Annotated in this window: 12 protein-coding genes; 5 read left to right on the top strand and 7 right to left on the bottom strand. The window is 70.2% G+C overall.

What is annotated here, in order from left to right:
* From cmk to mscL, 5 genes are all read left to right on the top strand, one after another.
* Complete coding sequence (gene cmk / locus ACSQ2G_RS06855; protein ID WP_436029419.1) at positions 1-651, top strand: (d)CMP kinase; 651 nt, start codon at positions 1-3, stop codon at positions 649-651.
* Between the two features lie 132 nt (positions 652-783).
* Positions 784-2,493, top strand: coding sequence for a 30S ribosomal protein S1 (rpsA, locus tag ACSQ2G_RS06850; protein WP_436029417.1), 1,710 nt, complete (start codon positions 784-786; stop codon positions 2,491-2,493).
* A gap of 137 nt (positions 2,494-2,630) precedes the next feature.
* Positions 2,631-4,601: a DUF3857 domain-containing protein gene (locus ACSQ2G_RS06845; protein WP_436029415.1), complete on the top strand. Its 1,971-nt coding sequence runs from the start codon at positions 2,631-2,633 to the stop codon at positions 4,599-4,601.
* Positions 4,602-4,745: 144 nt separating this feature from the next.
* Positions 4,746-5,030, top strand: coding sequence for an integration host factor subunit beta (locus tag ACSQ2G_RS06840; protein WP_007676040.1), 285 nt, complete (start codon positions 4,746-4,748; stop codon positions 5,028-5,030).
* Positions 5,031-5,098: 68 nt separating this feature from the next.
* Positions 5,099-5,518: a large-conductance mechanosensitive channel protein MscL gene (gene mscL / locus ACSQ2G_RS06835; RefSeq protein WP_436029413.1), complete on the top strand. Its 420-nt coding sequence runs from the start codon at positions 5,099-5,101 to the stop codon at positions 5,516-5,518.
* Between the two features lie 214 nt (positions 5,519-5,732).
* Here the strand turns inward: mscL and ACSQ2G_RS06830 are convergent, their stop codons facing one another.
* The 7 genes from ACSQ2G_RS06830 to acs form a co-directional block, all read right to left on the bottom strand.
* Positions 5,733-6,968, bottom strand: coding sequence for a flavin monoamine oxidase family protein (locus ACSQ2G_RS06830; RefSeq protein ID WP_436029411.1), 1,236 nt, complete (start codon positions 6,966-6,968; stop codon positions 5,733-5,735).
* 10 nt (positions 6,969-6,978) lie between these two features.
* Positions 6,979-7,797, bottom strand: a complete 819-nt coding sequence (locus tag ACSQ2G_RS06825; protein WP_436029409.1) for a TIGR00730 family Rossman fold protein — start codon at positions 7,795-7,797, stop codon at positions 6,979-6,981.
* 81 nt (positions 7,798-7,878) lie between these two features.
* A complete protein-coding gene (locus ACSQ2G_RS06820) occupies positions 7,879-10,740 on the bottom strand; it encodes a M16 family metallopeptidase (protein WP_436029407.1) in 2,862 nt (953 codons plus the stop codon).
* 72 nt (positions 10,741-10,812) lie between these two features.
* On the bottom strand, positions 10,813-12,480 hold the full coding sequence (locus tag ACSQ2G_RS06815; RefSeq protein ID WP_436029405.1) for a DUF4166 domain-containing protein: 1,668 nt from the start codon (positions 12,478-12,480) through the stop codon (positions 10,813-10,815).
* The gene (locus ACSQ2G_RS06810; RefSeq protein ID WP_436029403.1) at positions 12,477-12,911 is read right to left on the bottom strand and encodes a thiol-disulfide oxidoreductase DCC family protein; all 435 of its coding nucleotides are present in this window, start codon (positions 12,909-12,911) and stop codon (positions 12,477-12,479) included. Before ACSQ2G_RS06810 ends, ACSQ2G_RS06815 begins: the two co-directional genes overlap by 4 nt.
* Positions 12,908-13,498, bottom strand: coding sequence for an SRPBCC family protein (locus ACSQ2G_RS06805; protein WP_436029401.1), 591 nt, complete (start codon positions 13,496-13,498; stop codon positions 12,908-12,910). The genes ACSQ2G_RS06810 and ACSQ2G_RS06805 overlap by 4 nt, the downstream gene beginning before the upstream one ends.
* A 35-nt stretch (positions 13,499-13,533) precedes the next feature.
* Positions 13,534-15,489, bottom strand: a complete 1,956-nt coding sequence (acs, locus tag ACSQ2G_RS06800) for an acetate--CoA ligase (RefSeq protein WP_436029399.1) — start codon at positions 15,487-15,489, stop codon at positions 13,534-13,536.
* Positions 15,490-15,536: the final 47 nt, after the last annotated feature.

Here is a 15,536-nt window from a genome sequence, read left to right as displayed (position 1 = left end):
ATGGCCTTCGTCATCGCCGTCGACGGTCCCGCCGCCTCGGGCAAGGGCACGGTCGCCAGCCGTCTGGCCAAGCTCTACGACTATCCGATGCTCGACACCGGCCTGCTCTATCGCGCGGTGGGCGTGCGTCTGCTGGACGCCGCCGGCGACCTGGACGACGCGGCCGCGGCCGAGGACGCGGCACGCGGGCTCGACCTGGCCGAACTGGAAAAGGCCGAGGTCCGCACCCGCCAGGCCGGCGAGGCCGCCAGCCGCGTGGCGGTGCATCCGGGCGTCCGCGCGGCTCTGTTCGACCTGCAACGCGATTTCGCCCTGCGCGAGCCGGGCAGCGTGATCGACGGTCGCGACATCGGCACGGTCATCGCCCCCGAAGCGCCGGCCAAGCTGTTCGTCACCGCCAGCCCCGAGGTCCGCGCCGACCGCCGCTGGAAGCAGCTGCTGGGCCAGGGCGAGGCCGTGACCTTCGAGGAAATCCTGGCCGACATCCGCAAGCGCGACGAACGAGACGGCGGCCGAGCCTCGGCTCCGATGACCCAGGCGCCAGACGCGGTCTTGCTTGATACGTCGGAAATGACTATAGACCAGGCCTTCGATGCGGCCCGCCGCATCGTCGAGACGGCGCGCGCCCGGTGGGGAAACCCCAAGGGCTAATCCACCGCCCGCCTCGCCGCCGCTCAGGACGCGGTGGATCGCATCAAAAACCCACATCACCCGGAATCCCGAGAACCGTCATTCGGCGGCGCTCATCGCAGGGCTTCCCTCAACACGAGACTAAACATCAGCATGGCTGACGATATGAGCTTCAACCCGACGCGCGACGATTTCGAAGCGCTGCTGAACGATTCCATGGGCGGCCGCGACTTCCAGGAAGGCACCGTCGTCAAGGGCATCGTTGTCGGGATCGAGAAGGACTTCGCGATCATCGACGTCGGTCTGAAGACCGAAGGCCGCGTGCCGCAGAAGGAATTCGGCGTCGACGAAACCGGCAAGCCCACCATCAAGGTCGGCGACTCGGTCGAAGTCTTCCTGGAACGCCTGGAAAACGCCCTGGGCGAAGCGGTCATCAGCCGCGAAAAGGCCAAGCGCGAAGAAGCCTGGACCCGTCTGGAAGGCGTCTACGCCAAGAACGAGCCCGTGCTCGGCGCCATCGTCGGTCGCGTCAAGGGCGGCTTCACCGTCGACCTGGGCGGCGCCTCGGCCTTCCTGCCCGGCTCGCAGGTCGACATCCGCCCGGTGCGCGACGTCGGCCCGCTGATGGGCAAGGAACAGCCCTTCGCCATCCTCAAGATGGACCGTCCGCGCGGCAACATCGTCGTCTCGCGTCGCGCCATCCTGGAAGAAGCCCGCGCCGAGCAGCGCACCGAACTGGTGTCGCAGCTGCAAGAGGGTGAAATCCGCGAAGGCGTGGTCAAGAACATCACCGACTACGGCGCGTTCGTGGACCTGGGCGGCATCGACGGCCTGCTGCACGTCACCGACATGAGCTGGAAGCGCGTCAACCACCCGAGCCAAGTGCTCGCCGTGGGCGACACCGTGAAGGTCCAGATCGTCAAGATCAACCCGGACACCCAGCGCATCAGCCTCGGCATGAAGCAGCTGCAGTCGGATCCCTGGGACGGCGTCGAAGCCAAGTACCCGGTCGGCGCCAAGTTCACCGGCCGCATCACCAACATCACCGACTACGGCGCGTTCGTTGAGCTGGAAGCCGGCGTTGAAGGCCTGGTGCACGTCAGCGAAATGTCCTGGACCAAGAAGAACGTCCACCCCGGCAAGATCGTCTCGACCTCGCAAGAAGTCGACGTGGTCGTGCTGGACGTCGATCCGTCCAAGCGCCGCGTTTCGCTGGGCCTGAAGCAGGCCCTGGCCAACCCGTGGGATTCGTTCCTCGAAACCCATCCGGTCGGCTCGACCGTCGAAGGCGAAGTCAAGAACGCGACCGAGTTTGGTCTGTTCATCGGCCTCGACAACGACATCGACGGCATGGTGCACCTGTCGGACATCGACTGGAGCGCGTCGGGCGAAGAAGCCATGTCGCGCTACAAGAAGGGCGACATCGTCAAGGCCAAGGTCCTGGACGTCGACGTCGAGAAGGAACGCATCTCGCTGGGCATCAAGCAGCTGGGCGGCGATCCGATGTCGGGCGACACCTACCGCAAGGGCCAGACGGTCACCGTGACCGTGACCGAAGTCACCACCGGCGGCATCGAAGTCCGCTTCGGCGAAGACGACGCCCTGATGACCGCCTTCATCCGCAAGTCGGATCTGTCGCGCGACCGTCAGGAACAGCGCCCCGAGCGCTTCGCCGTGGGTGACCGCGTCGACGCTCAGATCACCAACATCGACAAGGCGGCTCGCCGCGTCTCGATGTCGATCAAGTCGCTGGAAATGGCCGAAGAGAAGGAAGCCATCGAGCAGTTCGGCTCGTCGGACTCCGGCGCTTCGCTGGGCGACATCCTGGGCGCGGCCCTGCGCGAGCGGGCCACCAAGGACTAAGCCTTCGCCTGATCGCGAAGACGAAAAGAGCGGCGGCCGGAGCGATCCGGCCGCCGTTTTCTTTTGCCTGGAAGCTTGCTACGACTGCCTGAGGTTGTGTTTGGCGCGCGTGCGCCATGTGGCTTTGGGGGCGTCTCGTGCTGAAATCCTGGAAGGTCGCGGTCGCGATCCTGGCGTGGAGCGCGTTCGGCGCGAGCCTGGCCTGGGCCGACGACAAGCCGACCTACGCGCCGCCCGCCGCGTGGGTGCAGCCCGCACCGATCCCCGGCGCGCCCGACGACGGCCAGCCGCCCCCCGCCGTCCAGACGCTGCTGAACGACAACCAGGCCTTCGCCGACGCCGAAGGCATCACCTATTACAACCGCCGGGTCGTTCGGATCGCCAAGCCCGAGGGCCTGGCGGGTTCGGGTTCGCGGTCCATGACCTGGGATCCGGTGCGCGAGCGGCTTGTCCTGCACGCTCTGGCCATCGTCCGGAACGGCCAGACGATCGATCTGCTCAAGGGCGGCAAGGACGTCCTGGTCCTGCGGCGCGAGAAGAACATGGAGCGGGCCATGCTGGACGGGCGCATGACCGCCAGCATCCAGCTCAACGACCTGCAGGTCGGCGACGTCGTCGACTGGTCCTACAGCCTGCAGCACAACGAGCCCCTGTTCGGCGGCCGCAGCAACGATTCCGAGCGCATGGGCTGGGCGGGCGTCGCGGCGCGTTATCGTGTGCGGCTGTTGTGGCCCGACGGCGTCGCCATGACGTGGAAGGCGACCGCGGGCTTTCCGGAGCCCAGGGTCTCGACGGTCGGCAAGACCCACCAGCTGTTGGTCGACGTCTCCAACGTCACCGCGCCGAAGCCGCCGATCGGCGCGCCGGCCCGCTTCCAGCGGGTGGGTCAGTTGGAAGCCTCGACCTTTCTCGACTGGAACGAGATCTCGGCGCGCATGGCGCCGCTGTTCACCGAGGCCTCGACCCTGGCGACAGACTCGCCGTTGAAGGGCGAGGCGGCGACGATCGCCGCCGCCAGCCCGGATCCCAAGGTCCGGGCCTTCGCCGCCCTCCAGCTGGTCGAGGAAAAGACCCGCTACCTGTTCATGGGCATGGGCGACGGCGGCTATCGCCCGACGCCGGCCGACCAGACCTGGTCGCGACGATTTGGCGACTGCAAGGCCAAGACGGCCCTGCTGTTGGCTCTGCTGCGCGAGCTGGGCGTCCAGGCCGAGCCGGTGCTGGTGGCCACCGCGGGCGGCGACGGCCTGAATCTCCGCGTGCCCAGCGCCGCCCAGTTCAACCACGTCCTGGTGCGCGCCCATATCGACGGCGCCGACTACTGGCTGGACGGCACGCGCACCGGGGATCGGGGCGGGCTCCAGACCCTGCGCCCGCCAGGCTATCGCTGGGGCCTGCCGATCCGGGCGGGCGGCGCCGGCTTGGTCGAAATCGAGCAGCCGCCGCTGACGATCCCTGACAGCGACGTTGTCCTTCACATCGACGCGTCGGCCGGGCTGGATGCGCCTGCCCCAACGCGAATGACCACGACCTTGCGCGGCGATCCCGCTCGGGCGATCGGACGGATGACCGAGACGGCCAGCCGCGCCGATGTCGAACGCGCGCTCAAGCAGGGCTTCTCCACCAGCCTCAGCTGGATCGATTTCAAGACCGTGGACTGGGCGCGCGCCGACGATGGGTCGATGACCGTGACCCTGACGGGGGAGGCGACCCTGGACTGGCGACCCAACGACGATCTGGGCGTGCGCGAGTTCCATGTTCCCGGCACGGGGGAGGGCCAGGTCAAGGCCCTGCCGCGTCGCGAGCCAGGGCCGGACAGCGACGCGCCCTACGCCGTGGCCTACCCGACCGCCTCCCGGGGCGTGTTCGAAATCGTCCTGCCGAAGGCCGGGGCGGGGTTCAGCGTCAAGGGGCCGAACGGCGAGGCGATGATCGGCGGCGCGAGAAACGTTCAGGCCAGCGTACTGTCCGGCGGCGTCGCGCGCTTCGAGCGAACGGCCGCCAGCCAGGTCCGCGAAATCCCGTACGCGGCGGCCGAGGAGACCAATCGACAACTGCGCAGCGCCGCTGCGGAAGCCAAGATCGTCCGGGCGCCGAAGGGGCTTTGAGAGGGCCATGCGCGGTCGTCCGGTCGACTCAAAAGCCCCGGTTAGGCAAGCTTTCCCCTTGAAGACTCAGGCTTGCTTGGGCAAAGGTCGCACGCGCGTCGGGTCCTGCCTCCCCAGGACCGCCTTGCCGCGTCGGGGATATCGATGATCAAGTCCGAACTCATCGCCAGGCTCGCGAACGAGAATCCGCACCTGACCCAAAAGGATGTCGAGCGGGTCGTCGGCGTCATTCTCGAACGCATGATCGGAGCGCTCGAAGAGGGCGGCCGCGTGGAGCTCCGCGGCTTCGGCGCCCTGTCGGTGCGCTCGCGCCCGGCCCGCGCCGGCCGCAACCCCCGCACCGGCGAGACCGTCGATGTGCGCGCCAAGCATGTGCCGTTCTTCAAGAGCGGCAAGGAACTGCGCGGACGGCTGAACGCCGACGAGTAGGCCGCCGGCCGCTTGACCCAGGGGGGCGAACGCGCTCAGCCTTCCGACCCCAGCCGGAAGAGGTCCGCATGAGCATCGTCAAGGAATTCCGCGAGTTCATCGCGCGCGGCAACGTCATTGACCTGGCGGTCGGCGTGATCATCGGCGCGGCCTTCAACTCGATCGTCAAGAGCCTGGTCGATCAGGTGATCATGCCGCCGGTCGGCCTGCTGATGGGCGGGCTCGACTTCTCCAAGCTGCAGTGGGTGCTCAAGCCCGAAGACCCGACGACTTCGGCGGTCGAGTTGGTGGCGGTCCAGTACGGCGCCTTCGTCAATACGGTGATCCAGTTCCTGATCGTGGCCGTGGTGGTGTTCCTGCTGGTCAAGCTGGTGAACAAGGTTCGCCGCGCCGACGCCGACGAACCGGCCCCGGCCGCCCCGACGCCCGAGGAAAAGCTGCTGACCGAGATCCGGGATCTGCTGGCCAAGCCGAAGCCCACGGCCTGACACCCGCAGATCCTCACGCGTGGGGAGGGAAATCGTCTACGGATCCGCGCCGAAAAAAGCTGTCATCCCGGACAAGCTCGGCGGAGCCGAGCGCCGATCCGGGACCGCGGCAAGCTCTGAGTCTACGCCCCGGTCCCGGATCTTCGCGCTGCGCGCTCGTCCGGGATGACAATCGCTTTTGGTCAGAGGCGATAACCCCCACCGGGGGCAGGCTCTACCCTGCGCCCAGCGCCGCCATCGCCTCGCGCGCCGCCCGCTCCCCCGTCTCCCAAGCCCCATGCGCGGTCGAGAAGGCGTGGGGCGAGCAGGCCTCGCCGGCGAAGAACAACCGGCCGTCCACCGGCGCGGCCAGCACGGCGCGCTCGCCGGCTCGGCCGGGCAGGGCGTGGGAATAGGATCCCCGAGCCCAGGGGTCGGTGGCCCAGGCGGTTTCCCCGAGCACCGAGACCTGGCGCCGGAGCCCCGTTCCATAGATCCCCGCCAGCTCGTCGATGGCGAACGCCGCCGCCGCGCCGGGGCCCTCGGCCTCCAGGGCGCGGGCGTGCGCGCCGCCGAAGAAGGCCTCGATGACCGGGCGGCCCAGCGGGCGCAGGTGATAGGAGCCCGTCGCCGTCCGGTCGCTGGCGCCATAGACCATCGCCTCCGCCGCGAAGGCCTCCGGCTCGTCGAGCTTGAGGAACACCTTGTCGGCCAGGCCCAGCGGCAGGCCGTCGGCGGCGGCCAGCTTGGCGGGCAGGTCGGGCAGGATCCGCAGGGCGCCGGCGACCAGCACCGCCGTGGGCACGCAGACGATGGCCGCCCGGGCCTGGACCACGCCCCGGGGCGTCTCCAGCGCCAGGCGCGGCCCGTCGTGGCGCAGCAGCGAGACGGGGCAGTCGCCGACGATCCGGACGCCGGCCGGGGCCAGACCGGCGATCGCCGCGCCATAGCCTTCCGCGACCCGCCAGTTGACCTCGCTGTCGTCATAGGCGGCGTAGTCCATGGCCGAGACCTGGTCGAACGCCGCGCCGTTATAATAGGCGCTGAAGGCGTTCAGCAGCGGGTTCCAGCGGCCGCCCGGCTCCAGCAGGTCCGAGGCGGGCCGGTCGGCCGGTTCGCGGGCCGCCGCCTCGACCCGTTCGTCGAACGTCGCGAACGCCTGGCCATAAGCCTGCCGCTCGGCGACGCTGAAATTGACCGTGGCTTCCGGATTGGCCCAGGGCGGCGGGGTCTTGTCGATGGTCAGGCCCGAGGCGGCGATCGGCGCGACCAGCGGATTGCGGTCGGCCGAATGCAGCCACTCGCAGCCGAGGTCCAGCGGCAGGCCGGCCAGAGAGACGGTGTGCGCCCGCCCGCCGATCCGGCCCTGGGCTTCCAGAACCACGACGCTCAGCGGGGCGGCCGCCAGGGTCGCGGCCGCGGACAGGCCGGCGGCCCCGGCCCCGACGATGGCGACGTCGGCCTCGGTCATCGGGCGGGCCTCATGGCGCGACCGGCTCGGTCGGCGGCGCCTGCTCGGGCTCCAGCTCGATCGACTCGCCGGGCTTGAGACCGCAGGCCAGCAGGGTGGACCACACCGTCTCGGCGCTCTCGGCGAAGCGGAAGAGCTCCAGGTCGGCGGGGTTGACCATGCCGTGCTCGACCAGAGCGTCGAAATTGACGACCGAGCGCCAATAGGCCTCGTCGAACAGCACGATGGGGATACGCGGGGCCTTGTCGGTCTGGCGCAGGGTCAGGATCTCGAACAGCTCGTCGAAGGTGCCGAAGCCGCCGGGGAACACCACCAGGGCGTTGGCCCGCATCGCCAGGTGCATCTTGCGCATGGCGAAGTAGTGGAAGCGGAACGACAGGTCGGGCGTGGCGTACGGATTGGGCGATTGCTCGTGCGGCAGGGTGATGTTGAAGCCCGCCGACGGGGCGCCGGCGTCCCAGGCCCCGCGATTGGCCGCTTCCATCACCCCCGGTCCGCCGCCGGTGGCGATGACGTTGTCGCAGAACCCGTCCGTGGCGTGGATCGCCCCGCCGCGCTCGGAGGCGAGGCGACCGAAACGCCGGGCCTCGGCGTACCAGTGGGCCTGCCGCCCAGGGCCGTCCTCGCGCACCCGGGCGCTGCCGAACACCACGATGGTCGAGCGCACGCCCCAGGCCCGCAGGGCCTCGTCGGCTTTGGCGAACTCCAGCAGGAACCGCACGCCCCGCATCGATTCGCCCAGCAGGAAGTCCTGGTCCAGCGCCGCCAGCCGATAGGACGGCGAGGCGAGCTGGGCGGCGCTCGGCGATGCGGGCGGCGGCTCGGACATTTCAACGCTCCACTCAATAGCGACCGAACGCAGCTGACGGGGACATGCCCATGGGCATGTCCCCAACCCGTGCGCGGCCTTCTAGTTGCCCTTGCGCAGCATCGGGCTGTCGAGGTCCAGGTGATCGATCGGGATCTGCATGGCGGCCGGCAGGGCCGCCTTGACGCCGTCGCCCATCGCCTTGGCGTCGCCGACCACGATGACGCTGGCCTGGGTCGGATCGAGCACGGCCTTGGAGAAGGCCTGGACGTCGGCGGCGCTGACCGCTTCGACCTTGCCGGTATAGGCCTGGATCTCGTTCAGCGGCACGCCGTAGATCGCCAGGTTGCCCAGGATGTCGGCCAGGCCCTCCGAGGTGCCCAGGTCGCGGCCGAAACCGCCGACCAGCACCGACTTGCGGGCCGCCAGTTCGGAGGCCGAGGCCGGCTCGGCGGCCAGCCGGGTCAGCTCGTCCTTGATCAGCCCCACCACCTGGGCGGCGGACTCGTTCTTGGTCTGAACGCTGGCCGAGAAGCCGCCGATGGCCGCGCGGGGCGAGAGGCTGGAGCTGGCGCCGTAGGACAGGCCGCGCTTGATGCGGATCTCCTGGTTCAGGCGGGACGAATAGCCGCCGCCCAGCACGCCGTTGGCGACCAGGCCGGCATAGTAGCGCGGGTCGGCGCGCAGGATCGCGGGCTTGGTCACCACGACGGCGGCCTGGCCTGTGCCGGGAAGGTCGACGACCACGTTCTTGACGGCGTAGCCGGTCGGGCCCTTGACCGGGGCGGGGGGCGGCCCGGCCGGCTTGGCCCAGCCGCCGAAGGCCTTTTCCGCGAGGGCGAAGCCTTGCGCCGGCGTCAGGTCGCCGGTCAGCACCAGGATGGCGTTGTCGGGGCGCCAGTTGGCGGCGTGGGTCTTGACCAGGGCGTCGCGCTGGATCTTCGGCAGCGAGCCGGGGGTGCCGCCCGCCACGTGGCCGTAGCCCGAGCCGGCATAGATCACGGTCGGGGTGACGAAGCCGGCGACCGAGCCGGGTTGCTGAAGGCTGACCGACAGGCCGTCGAGGGTCTCGGTCTTCACCCGTTCCAGCTCCTCGGCCTTGAAGGTCGGGTTCTGGGCGACATCGGCCATGATCGACAGGCCCTGCGCGGCCTTGTCGGCGGTGACGCTGAGGGTCAGGGACGTGGCTTCCCAGCCCGAACCGGCCTCCAGATTGGCGCCGAGGGCCTCGGTGGCGGCGGCCACCTGGGTGGCGGTTCGGGTCTTGGTGCCTTCGGTCAGCAGTTCAGCGGTCAGGCTGGAGACGCCGGCCAGGCCGGCCGGGTCGGCGCCCGACCCGCCGCGCACGGTCAGGTCGGCGGTGATCAGCGGCAGGTCGCTGCTCTTGGCCACGATCACCCGCAGGCCGTTGGCCAGGGTCTTCTCCACCGGCGCGGGCAGGACCGGAGACACGGGCGCGCCCGGCGCGGGCGGGGCCACGCGCTCGGCTGCAGGCGCCAGGGCTGTGACCGGGCCGCTATAGGTCACCGAAGGGACCGTCTTGGGGGCCTCGAACGGGTCCTTGACGCCGGCCGGCTTGGCCGATTCGGGCAGGTAGCGGACCGTCACCTTGCGATCGTCAGCCAGATACTTGGCGGCGACGCGCTGGACGTCGGCGGCGGTCACCGCCTGCAGGGCGGCCAGGTCGGTGTTGGCGCGCTGGGCGTCGCCTTCGGTCCGCAGGGCGTAGCCGATGGCGAAGGCGCGGCCGTCGATGGTCTCGCGGCCACGGACGGCGTCGGCCAGCAGGCCGGCCTTGGCCTCGGCCAGTTCGGCGGCGGTGGGCGGGGCCGTGCGCAGCTTGGCGACCTGGGCGCTCAGCGAGGCCTCGCCCTGCTCGACCGTCTTGCCGCCGGCCATGATCGCCCCGACGTAGAACAGGCCGGGCTGGGCGTTGTTGGGGGCGGCGGAGAAGATCTGCTGGGCGATCTTCTGGTCATAGACCAGGCTGTCATAGAGGCGCGACGACTTGCCGGCCGACAGGATGGCGTCCAGCACCGCCAGGGCCGGGACGTCCGGATCGGCGGCGGCCGGGGCCAGCCAGGTCATGGCCACGGCCGGCAACGGCACGTTGGGGCCGTAGGTGGTGACCACCTTGGGCCCGGTGCGGGCCGGCTCGACCGTGGTCACCTGCTTGATCGGCGCGGCCGGGGCCTTCAGCGGGCCGAAATACTGGTCGATCCAGGCGTCGAGCTGGGCCTCGTCGAAATTGCCGACCACGATCAGGGCGGCGTTGTCGGGGCGGTAATAGGCCTGGTGGAAGGCCCGCACGTCGTCGACCGTGGCGGCGTCCAACTCCTCGATCGAGCCGATGCCCGGGCGCTTGTAGGGGTGGTCGGCGAACGAGGCCTTGGTGATGTTGAGGGCGAAGAACCGGCCGTAGGGATTGGCAAGGACCCGCTGACGCAGCTCTTCCTTGACCACGTCGCGTTCGGACTTGAACACGGCGTCGTCGATGACCAGCGAGCCCAGGCGCTCGGCCTCGGCCCACAGCAGCCGCTGCAGGTGGTTGGCCGGCACCACCTCGTAATAGTTGGTGAAGTCGTCGTAGGTGGAGGCGTTGTTGAACCCGCCGACGTCCTCGGTCAGCCGATCGAAGAACTCGTTGGGCATGTTGCGCGTCGATTTGAACATCAGGTGTTCGAACAGGTGGGCGAAGCCCGAGCGGCCCTCCGGGTCGTCCTTGCTGCCGACGCCGTACCAGACCTGCACCGTGACGTTGGGCGTGCTGGTGTCGCGCGAGGCGTAGACCTTCAGGCCGTTGGGCAGGGTCCGCTCCTTGTAGACGATCGGGGGCACCACCACGCCGGCCACCTGGGCCGCCTCTGGCTGGGCCTGGGCCGATCCCGCGCCGATCAGCGGCGAAAGCGCGGTGGTCGAAAGGGCCAGCGCGACGAGGGCGGCCTTGGCGGCGGGACGGATCATGAGGACGGCGCTCCGAAAGCTTGAGGGCGCGACCCTAGCATCCGGGTCGAGGGTGCCAAGATTACCGTCTTGTCATGAAAGCCGGCCGGCATAGCCGAAGATCACGCCCAGCCAGGGATGGGCGACCAGGACGCGGAAGCGGTAGGCGCCGTCGCCATTCTTGCTTGAGGGGGCGAACGTCCTGGCCCGGATGCGCGGCGCCCAGGCCCGAGGCAGGGGAACGGGCCCCAGCCGCCAGCCCTCGAAGATCCAGGAAAGGCCACCGGGATAAGACGCGACCGAGAAGCGGAAGGTCAGCAGGCCGGCCGTCTCCTCGAACGTCCAGGGATCGTCGCGGGCCGGCGCGATCCTCGAGTCGAAGGTGCGGGCCCCGAACCGGCGGACCCAGCGTTCGCCGCCGGCTGCCGGCGTGATCGTCACCGTGGTCGCGTGAAGGCCTGTCGGCGGCAGGCCCTGCAGGCGACGGACCAGGGCGGCAGGGCCGGACGCGCCGCGCGCCCGGGCTCGTCCTGCCAGGGTGACCGGGACGGTCCCGCCGTGGGCGTGGCGGACGAGATCGGGCTGCGTCGCCCACCGCTCGCCCAGCAGGCGGGGAAACAGGCCGGGCGTGTCCGGACATTGGCTTTCGACCTGGGTTCGGATCGGCAGGTCGCTCAATTGGTCCAGGATCGCGTCGAGGCCGACGAGGCCGACGCAGGGCGTGGCGCGGGGCTGGCCCAGACGGCCGTCGAGCAGGGCGCGCAGGGTGGCCGCCGCCGGGGCGGCCGGGGTGTGGGGTCCGGCGCCGGTCTCGGCGCACAGGCTCCAGCGCACCAGGCGCCGCCCGCCGTCGGCGTCCAGGCCCTCGGCGCCGACGACCATGCCGCCGCGATCCGAGCCCAGCGGCGCCACCAGGCCCGCGGCCTCGCCCAGCAGCACGGCCAGCGGCTCCAGGGTCGGGACCAGCCGGGCGCGTCGAAACAGGCTCAGCGTCCACAGCCCCAGGTGCAGGATCGGCAGCTCGAGCCCGGCGCGGAAGACCGCGTCGCGGCGGACGTGGAACCGGGCGGGCAGCAGGTCCAGGTCGGGCGTCTCGGCCAGACCTGTCCAGCGGCGGCCCAGACCGGGCATGGCCGTGCGGCGTGGATCGCTCCAGCCGGGGCGGGTCGTCCAATGGCCCTGGGCGAACACCCGGACCGGCGCGCCCGCCCAGGCCAGGATGGCGCGGATCACCGAGAGGCCTCGCGGCGCTCGCGCGCCCGGGGAGATCGCTGCTTCGATCCGGTCGATCCGGGTCCAGCCGGCGGTCATCGCGTCGAGGGCGGCGTGGCTGAGGGCCGGGGTCGAGCTGGCCCCGGCGATCGCCCAGCGGCCAACGGCGCGGGCCGGCCCGTCGAGCGCCGCCTCGAAGCCGGCCACGAAGTCGCGAGCGTCGGCCAGGTCGACATAGTGGGCGCGGGCCGCCAGCACCGCGCGCGGGAAGGCGTGGTCCTGGCCCTGGAAGGGTCCGGCCGCGTCGACCACGGCCCAGGCGCCCAGGGCCGCCAGGCCTGTGGGGTTCAAGCGGTCGAGCCGGGCGACTTCGATCTTCGCGGCGGGCCTGGTCTTGGCCAGGTCGGCGGCGACGGCTTCCAGGCGGACGAGGTCGCGAGCCGCCAGCACCAGAACGACATCGGGCCAGCGGGCGATCATCGCCGCCAGCCGGCGGCCGAACACGCCGCTGGCCCCGACCAGGACGATGCGCCTGCGGTCGTCGCTCATGAAATCGGCGGCTCCAGGATAAAGCGGGTCCGCTGCTCGGGCGTGGGCAGCATGCAGGTCGCGCGCTTGCCCATCAGCCGGTAGCGGTTGGCCGCCAGCCAGTCATAGGCGCCGTCCAGCCAGGAACGCGGCAAGACGTCGATGACGGCCAGCCACGACCAGGGCGAGCCCAGCCGCCGCAGCAGCGCCAGGACCGCCGCGCTCTTCGCCAGCACTCGGCCGCCGTCGAGGAACAGGAAGCTGGTCGGCTGGTCCGGGTCGATCCCATGGTTCAGGGACAGTCGCCGTCCATAGGTCGACTGGATCGGGGTGAAGCGGATCAGGCCCTTGCGGTCGATGGCCAGCACGGCGCGAACCGAGCCGGAGCACAGGTTGCAGACCCCGTCGAACAGCCAGAGCCCGTCAAGTTCTGAAGGCGTGGCGGCGTTCATCGAGCCGCCGCCACGCTTTCACGGCGCAGGGCCCGCAGGGCGGCGGGGACGTCGCGGCGCATGGCCATGGTCGTCACCCCGTTAGGCAGGCCGAACGGGGCGGTGGCGCGGTTCTCGTAGGTGACGCGGGTGGATCTGCCGCCGCCGAGCGGCTCCAGAAGCCACTGGCCCTCGCAGTCCTTGATGTCGCCCGCCTCGCAACGAAAGCCGATGCGCCGGTACGGCTCCAGGGTCAGCCGCGAGGTCGAGTGCAGGGCCGGCAGCAGAAAGCTCCACTTGACCACGTGCTGGCGCAGCTCCGTCCGGCCGGAAGGGTCGCGCGACAGCACAGTGCAGCGCTTGACGCTGGGGGTCATTCGCGCCGCCCGCTCGCAATCCAGGATCGCGGCCCAGACCATCTGGGGCGGCGCGGCGATGTCGATCATCGCCCGCACCTGGCCGCCGCGACCGCTGGAATCGGTATGGGCCTCCAGCGCGACGTCGCCGCTTTCGATCCGGTGAAGCCAGTCGGGCGTCGGCTCCTGCGCGCCGGCGACCGGCGAGGCCGCCAGCATCACGAACACAACGACAAGGGCCTGACCACGCATGGGCCAAGCCTAGCCGAGTTTCCGTCCACGGCGCATCAGGTGTTGGCGCGATTTTTCACCAGGTCGTCGACCACCGACGGGTCGGCCAGGGTCGAGGTGTCGCCCAGGCTCCCCAGCTCGTTCTCGGCGATCTTGCGCAGGATGCGGCGCATGATCTTGCCCGAGCGGGTCTTGGGCAGGCCCGGCGCCCATTGCAGCACGTCCGGCGCGGCGAACGGGCCGATCTCCTGGCGCACCCAGAGGATCAGGTCCTTGCGCAGCTGGTCGTTGGCCTCGACCCCCGACTTCAGCGTCACATAGGCGTAGACGCCCTGGCCCTTGATGTCGTGCGGATAGCCGACCACGGCGGCCTCGGCGACCGTGTCGTGGGCGACCAGGGCGCTCTCGATCTCGGCCGTGCCCAGGCGGTGGCCGGAAACGTTGATCACGTCGTCGACCCGGCCGGTGATCCAGTAGTAGCCGTCTTCGTCGCGCCGGCAGCCGTCGCCGGTGAAGTACTTGCCCGGATAGGCCGAGAAGTAGGTGGCGAAGAACCGGTCGTGGTCGCCGTAGACCCCGCGCATCTGGCCCGGCCAGCTGTCGGTGATCACCAGGTTGCCCTCGGTGGCGCCCTCCAGGACCTTGCCGTCGGCGTCGACCAGCTGCAGCTTGACTCCGGGCAGGGGCTTGGTGGCCGAGCCGGGCTTCAGGGCCGTGGCGCCGGGCAGGGGCGAGACCAGGATGCCGCCGGTCTCGGTCTGCCACCAGGTGTCGACGATCGGCAGGCGGTCCTTGCCGACCACGCGGTGGTACCAGAGCCAGGCTTCCGGATTGATCGGCTCGCCGACGCTGCCCAGCAGGCGCAGGGACGACAGGTCGTTCCTGGTCACATGGTCGTCGCCCTCGCGCATCAGGGCGCGCAGGGCCGTGGGGGCGGTGTAGAAGATCTCGACCTTGTGCTTGTCGACCACCTCCCAGAAGCGGGCCGGGGTCGGATAGTTGGGCACGCCCTCGAAGACCAGGCTGGTCCCGCCATTGGCCAGCGGACCGTAGACGACATAGCTGTGGCCGGTCACCCAGCCGACGTCGGCCGTGCACCAGAACACCTCGCCGGGGCGATAGTCGAACACCGCCTCGTGGGTCCAGCTGGCCCAGGCCAGATAGCCGCCGGTGGTGTGCATCACCCCCTTGGGCTTCCCCGTCGAGCCGGAGGTGTAGAGGATGAACAGCGGGTCCTCGGCGTTCATCGGCTCGGGCGCGCAGGTCGCGGAGGCCGCGTCCTTGACCTCGTCCCAGATCACGTCGCGGCCCTCGACCACGGGAACCTCGGCGCCGGTCCAGCGGATCAGCAGCACCTTGTCGACCTGCGGGCACTGCTCCAGCGCCTTGTCGACATTGGCCTTCAGCGGCACGCGCTTGCCGCCCCGGCGGCCCTGGTCGGCGGTGATCACCAGGCGGCTTTCGCAATCCTGGATGCGGCCGGCGATCGAGTCCGGCGAGAAGCCGCCGAACACCACCGAATGGATGGCGCCGATCCGCGCGCAGGCCAGCATGGCCACGGCCGCCAGCGGGATCATCGGCAGGTAGATGGTGACCCGGTCGCCCTTCCTGGCCCCCAGGTCCTTGAGGACATTGGCCATCCGGCAGACCTGCTCGTGCAGCTCGCCATAGGTCACGGTGTAGGAATGGCCCGGCTCGTCGCCCTCGAAGACCAGGGCCACGTCGTCCTTGCGGTGCGGCAGGTGGCGGTCCAGGCAGTTGGCCGAGGCGTTCAGCACGCCGTCAGCGTACCAGTGGATGTGGAAGTCGTCCTTGGCGAACGAGACGTCCTTGATCTTGGTCGGCGCCTGGATCCAGTCCAGCCGGCCAGCCAGGTCGCGCCAATAGCCCTCGGGATCGGACTCGACCCGGGCCACGGCGGCCTCATAGCCGGCGGCGTCGATATGGGCCTTGCCCGCCCAGTCATCGGGAACCGGAAAAACCTGTCCGTCGCTCACGCCGCATACTCCCATGATCTCGTTGCGGCGGAGTTATGCGCGAGCCGGGGTGGGGCGCAAGA

The sequence above is a fragment of the Caulobacter sp. LjRoot300 genome (assembly GCF_964253875.1).
Lineage (GTDB): Bacteria > Pseudomonadota > Alphaproteobacteria > Caulobacterales > Caulobacteraceae > Caulobacter.
The sequence above is the reverse complement of the archived record's forward strand: the minus strand, read 5'-3'. Positions and strand labels throughout refer to the sequence as shown.

What these genes read in the sequence shown, in the direction of transcription:
- acs (WP_436029399.1), bottom strand. Translation starts at nt 15,489, where the DNA reads ATGGGAGTATGCGGCGTGAGCGACGGACAGGTTTTTCCGGTTCCCGAT.
- mscL (WP_436029413.1), top strand. Translation starts at nt 5,099, where the DNA reads ATGAGCATCGTCAAGGAATTCCGCGAGTTCATCGCGCGCGGCAACGTC.
- ACSQ2G_RS06820 (WP_436029407.1), bottom strand. Translation starts at nt 10,740, where the DNA reads ATGATCCGTCCCGCCGCCAAGGCCGCCCTCGTCGCGCTGGCCCTTTCG.
- ACSQ2G_RS06830 (WP_436029411.1), bottom strand. Translation starts at nt 6,968, where the DNA reads ATGACCGAGGCCGACGTCGCCATCGTCGGGGCCGGGGCCGCCGGCCTG.
- ACSQ2G_RS06805 (WP_436029401.1), bottom strand. Translation starts at nt 13,498, where the DNA reads ATGCGTGGTCAGGCCCTTGTCGTTGTGTTCGTGATGCTGGCGGCCTCG.
- ACSQ2G_RS06840 (WP_007676040.1), top strand. Translation starts at nt 4,746, where the DNA reads ATGATCAAGTCCGAACTCATCGCCAGGCTCGCGAACGAGAATCCGCAC.
- ACSQ2G_RS06810 (WP_436029403.1), bottom strand. Translation starts at nt 12,911, where the DNA reads ATGAACGCCGCCACGCCTTCAGAACTTGACGGGCTCTGGCTGTTCGAC.
- ACSQ2G_RS06825 (WP_436029409.1), bottom strand. Translation starts at nt 7,797, where the DNA reads ATGTCCGAGCCGCCGCCCGCATCGCCGAGCGCCGCCCAGCTCGCCTCG.
- cmk (WP_436029419.1), top strand. Translation starts at nt 1, where the DNA reads ATGGCCTTCGTCATCGCCGTCGACGGTCCCGCCGCCTCGGGCAAGGGC.
- rpsA (WP_436029417.1), top strand. Translation starts at nt 784, where the DNA reads ATGGCTGACGATATGAGCTTCAACCCGACGCGCGACGATTTCGAAGCG.
- ACSQ2G_RS06815 (WP_436029405.1), bottom strand. Translation starts at nt 12,480, where the DNA reads ATGAGCGACGACCGCAGGCGCATCGTCCTGGTCGGGGCCAGCGGCGTG.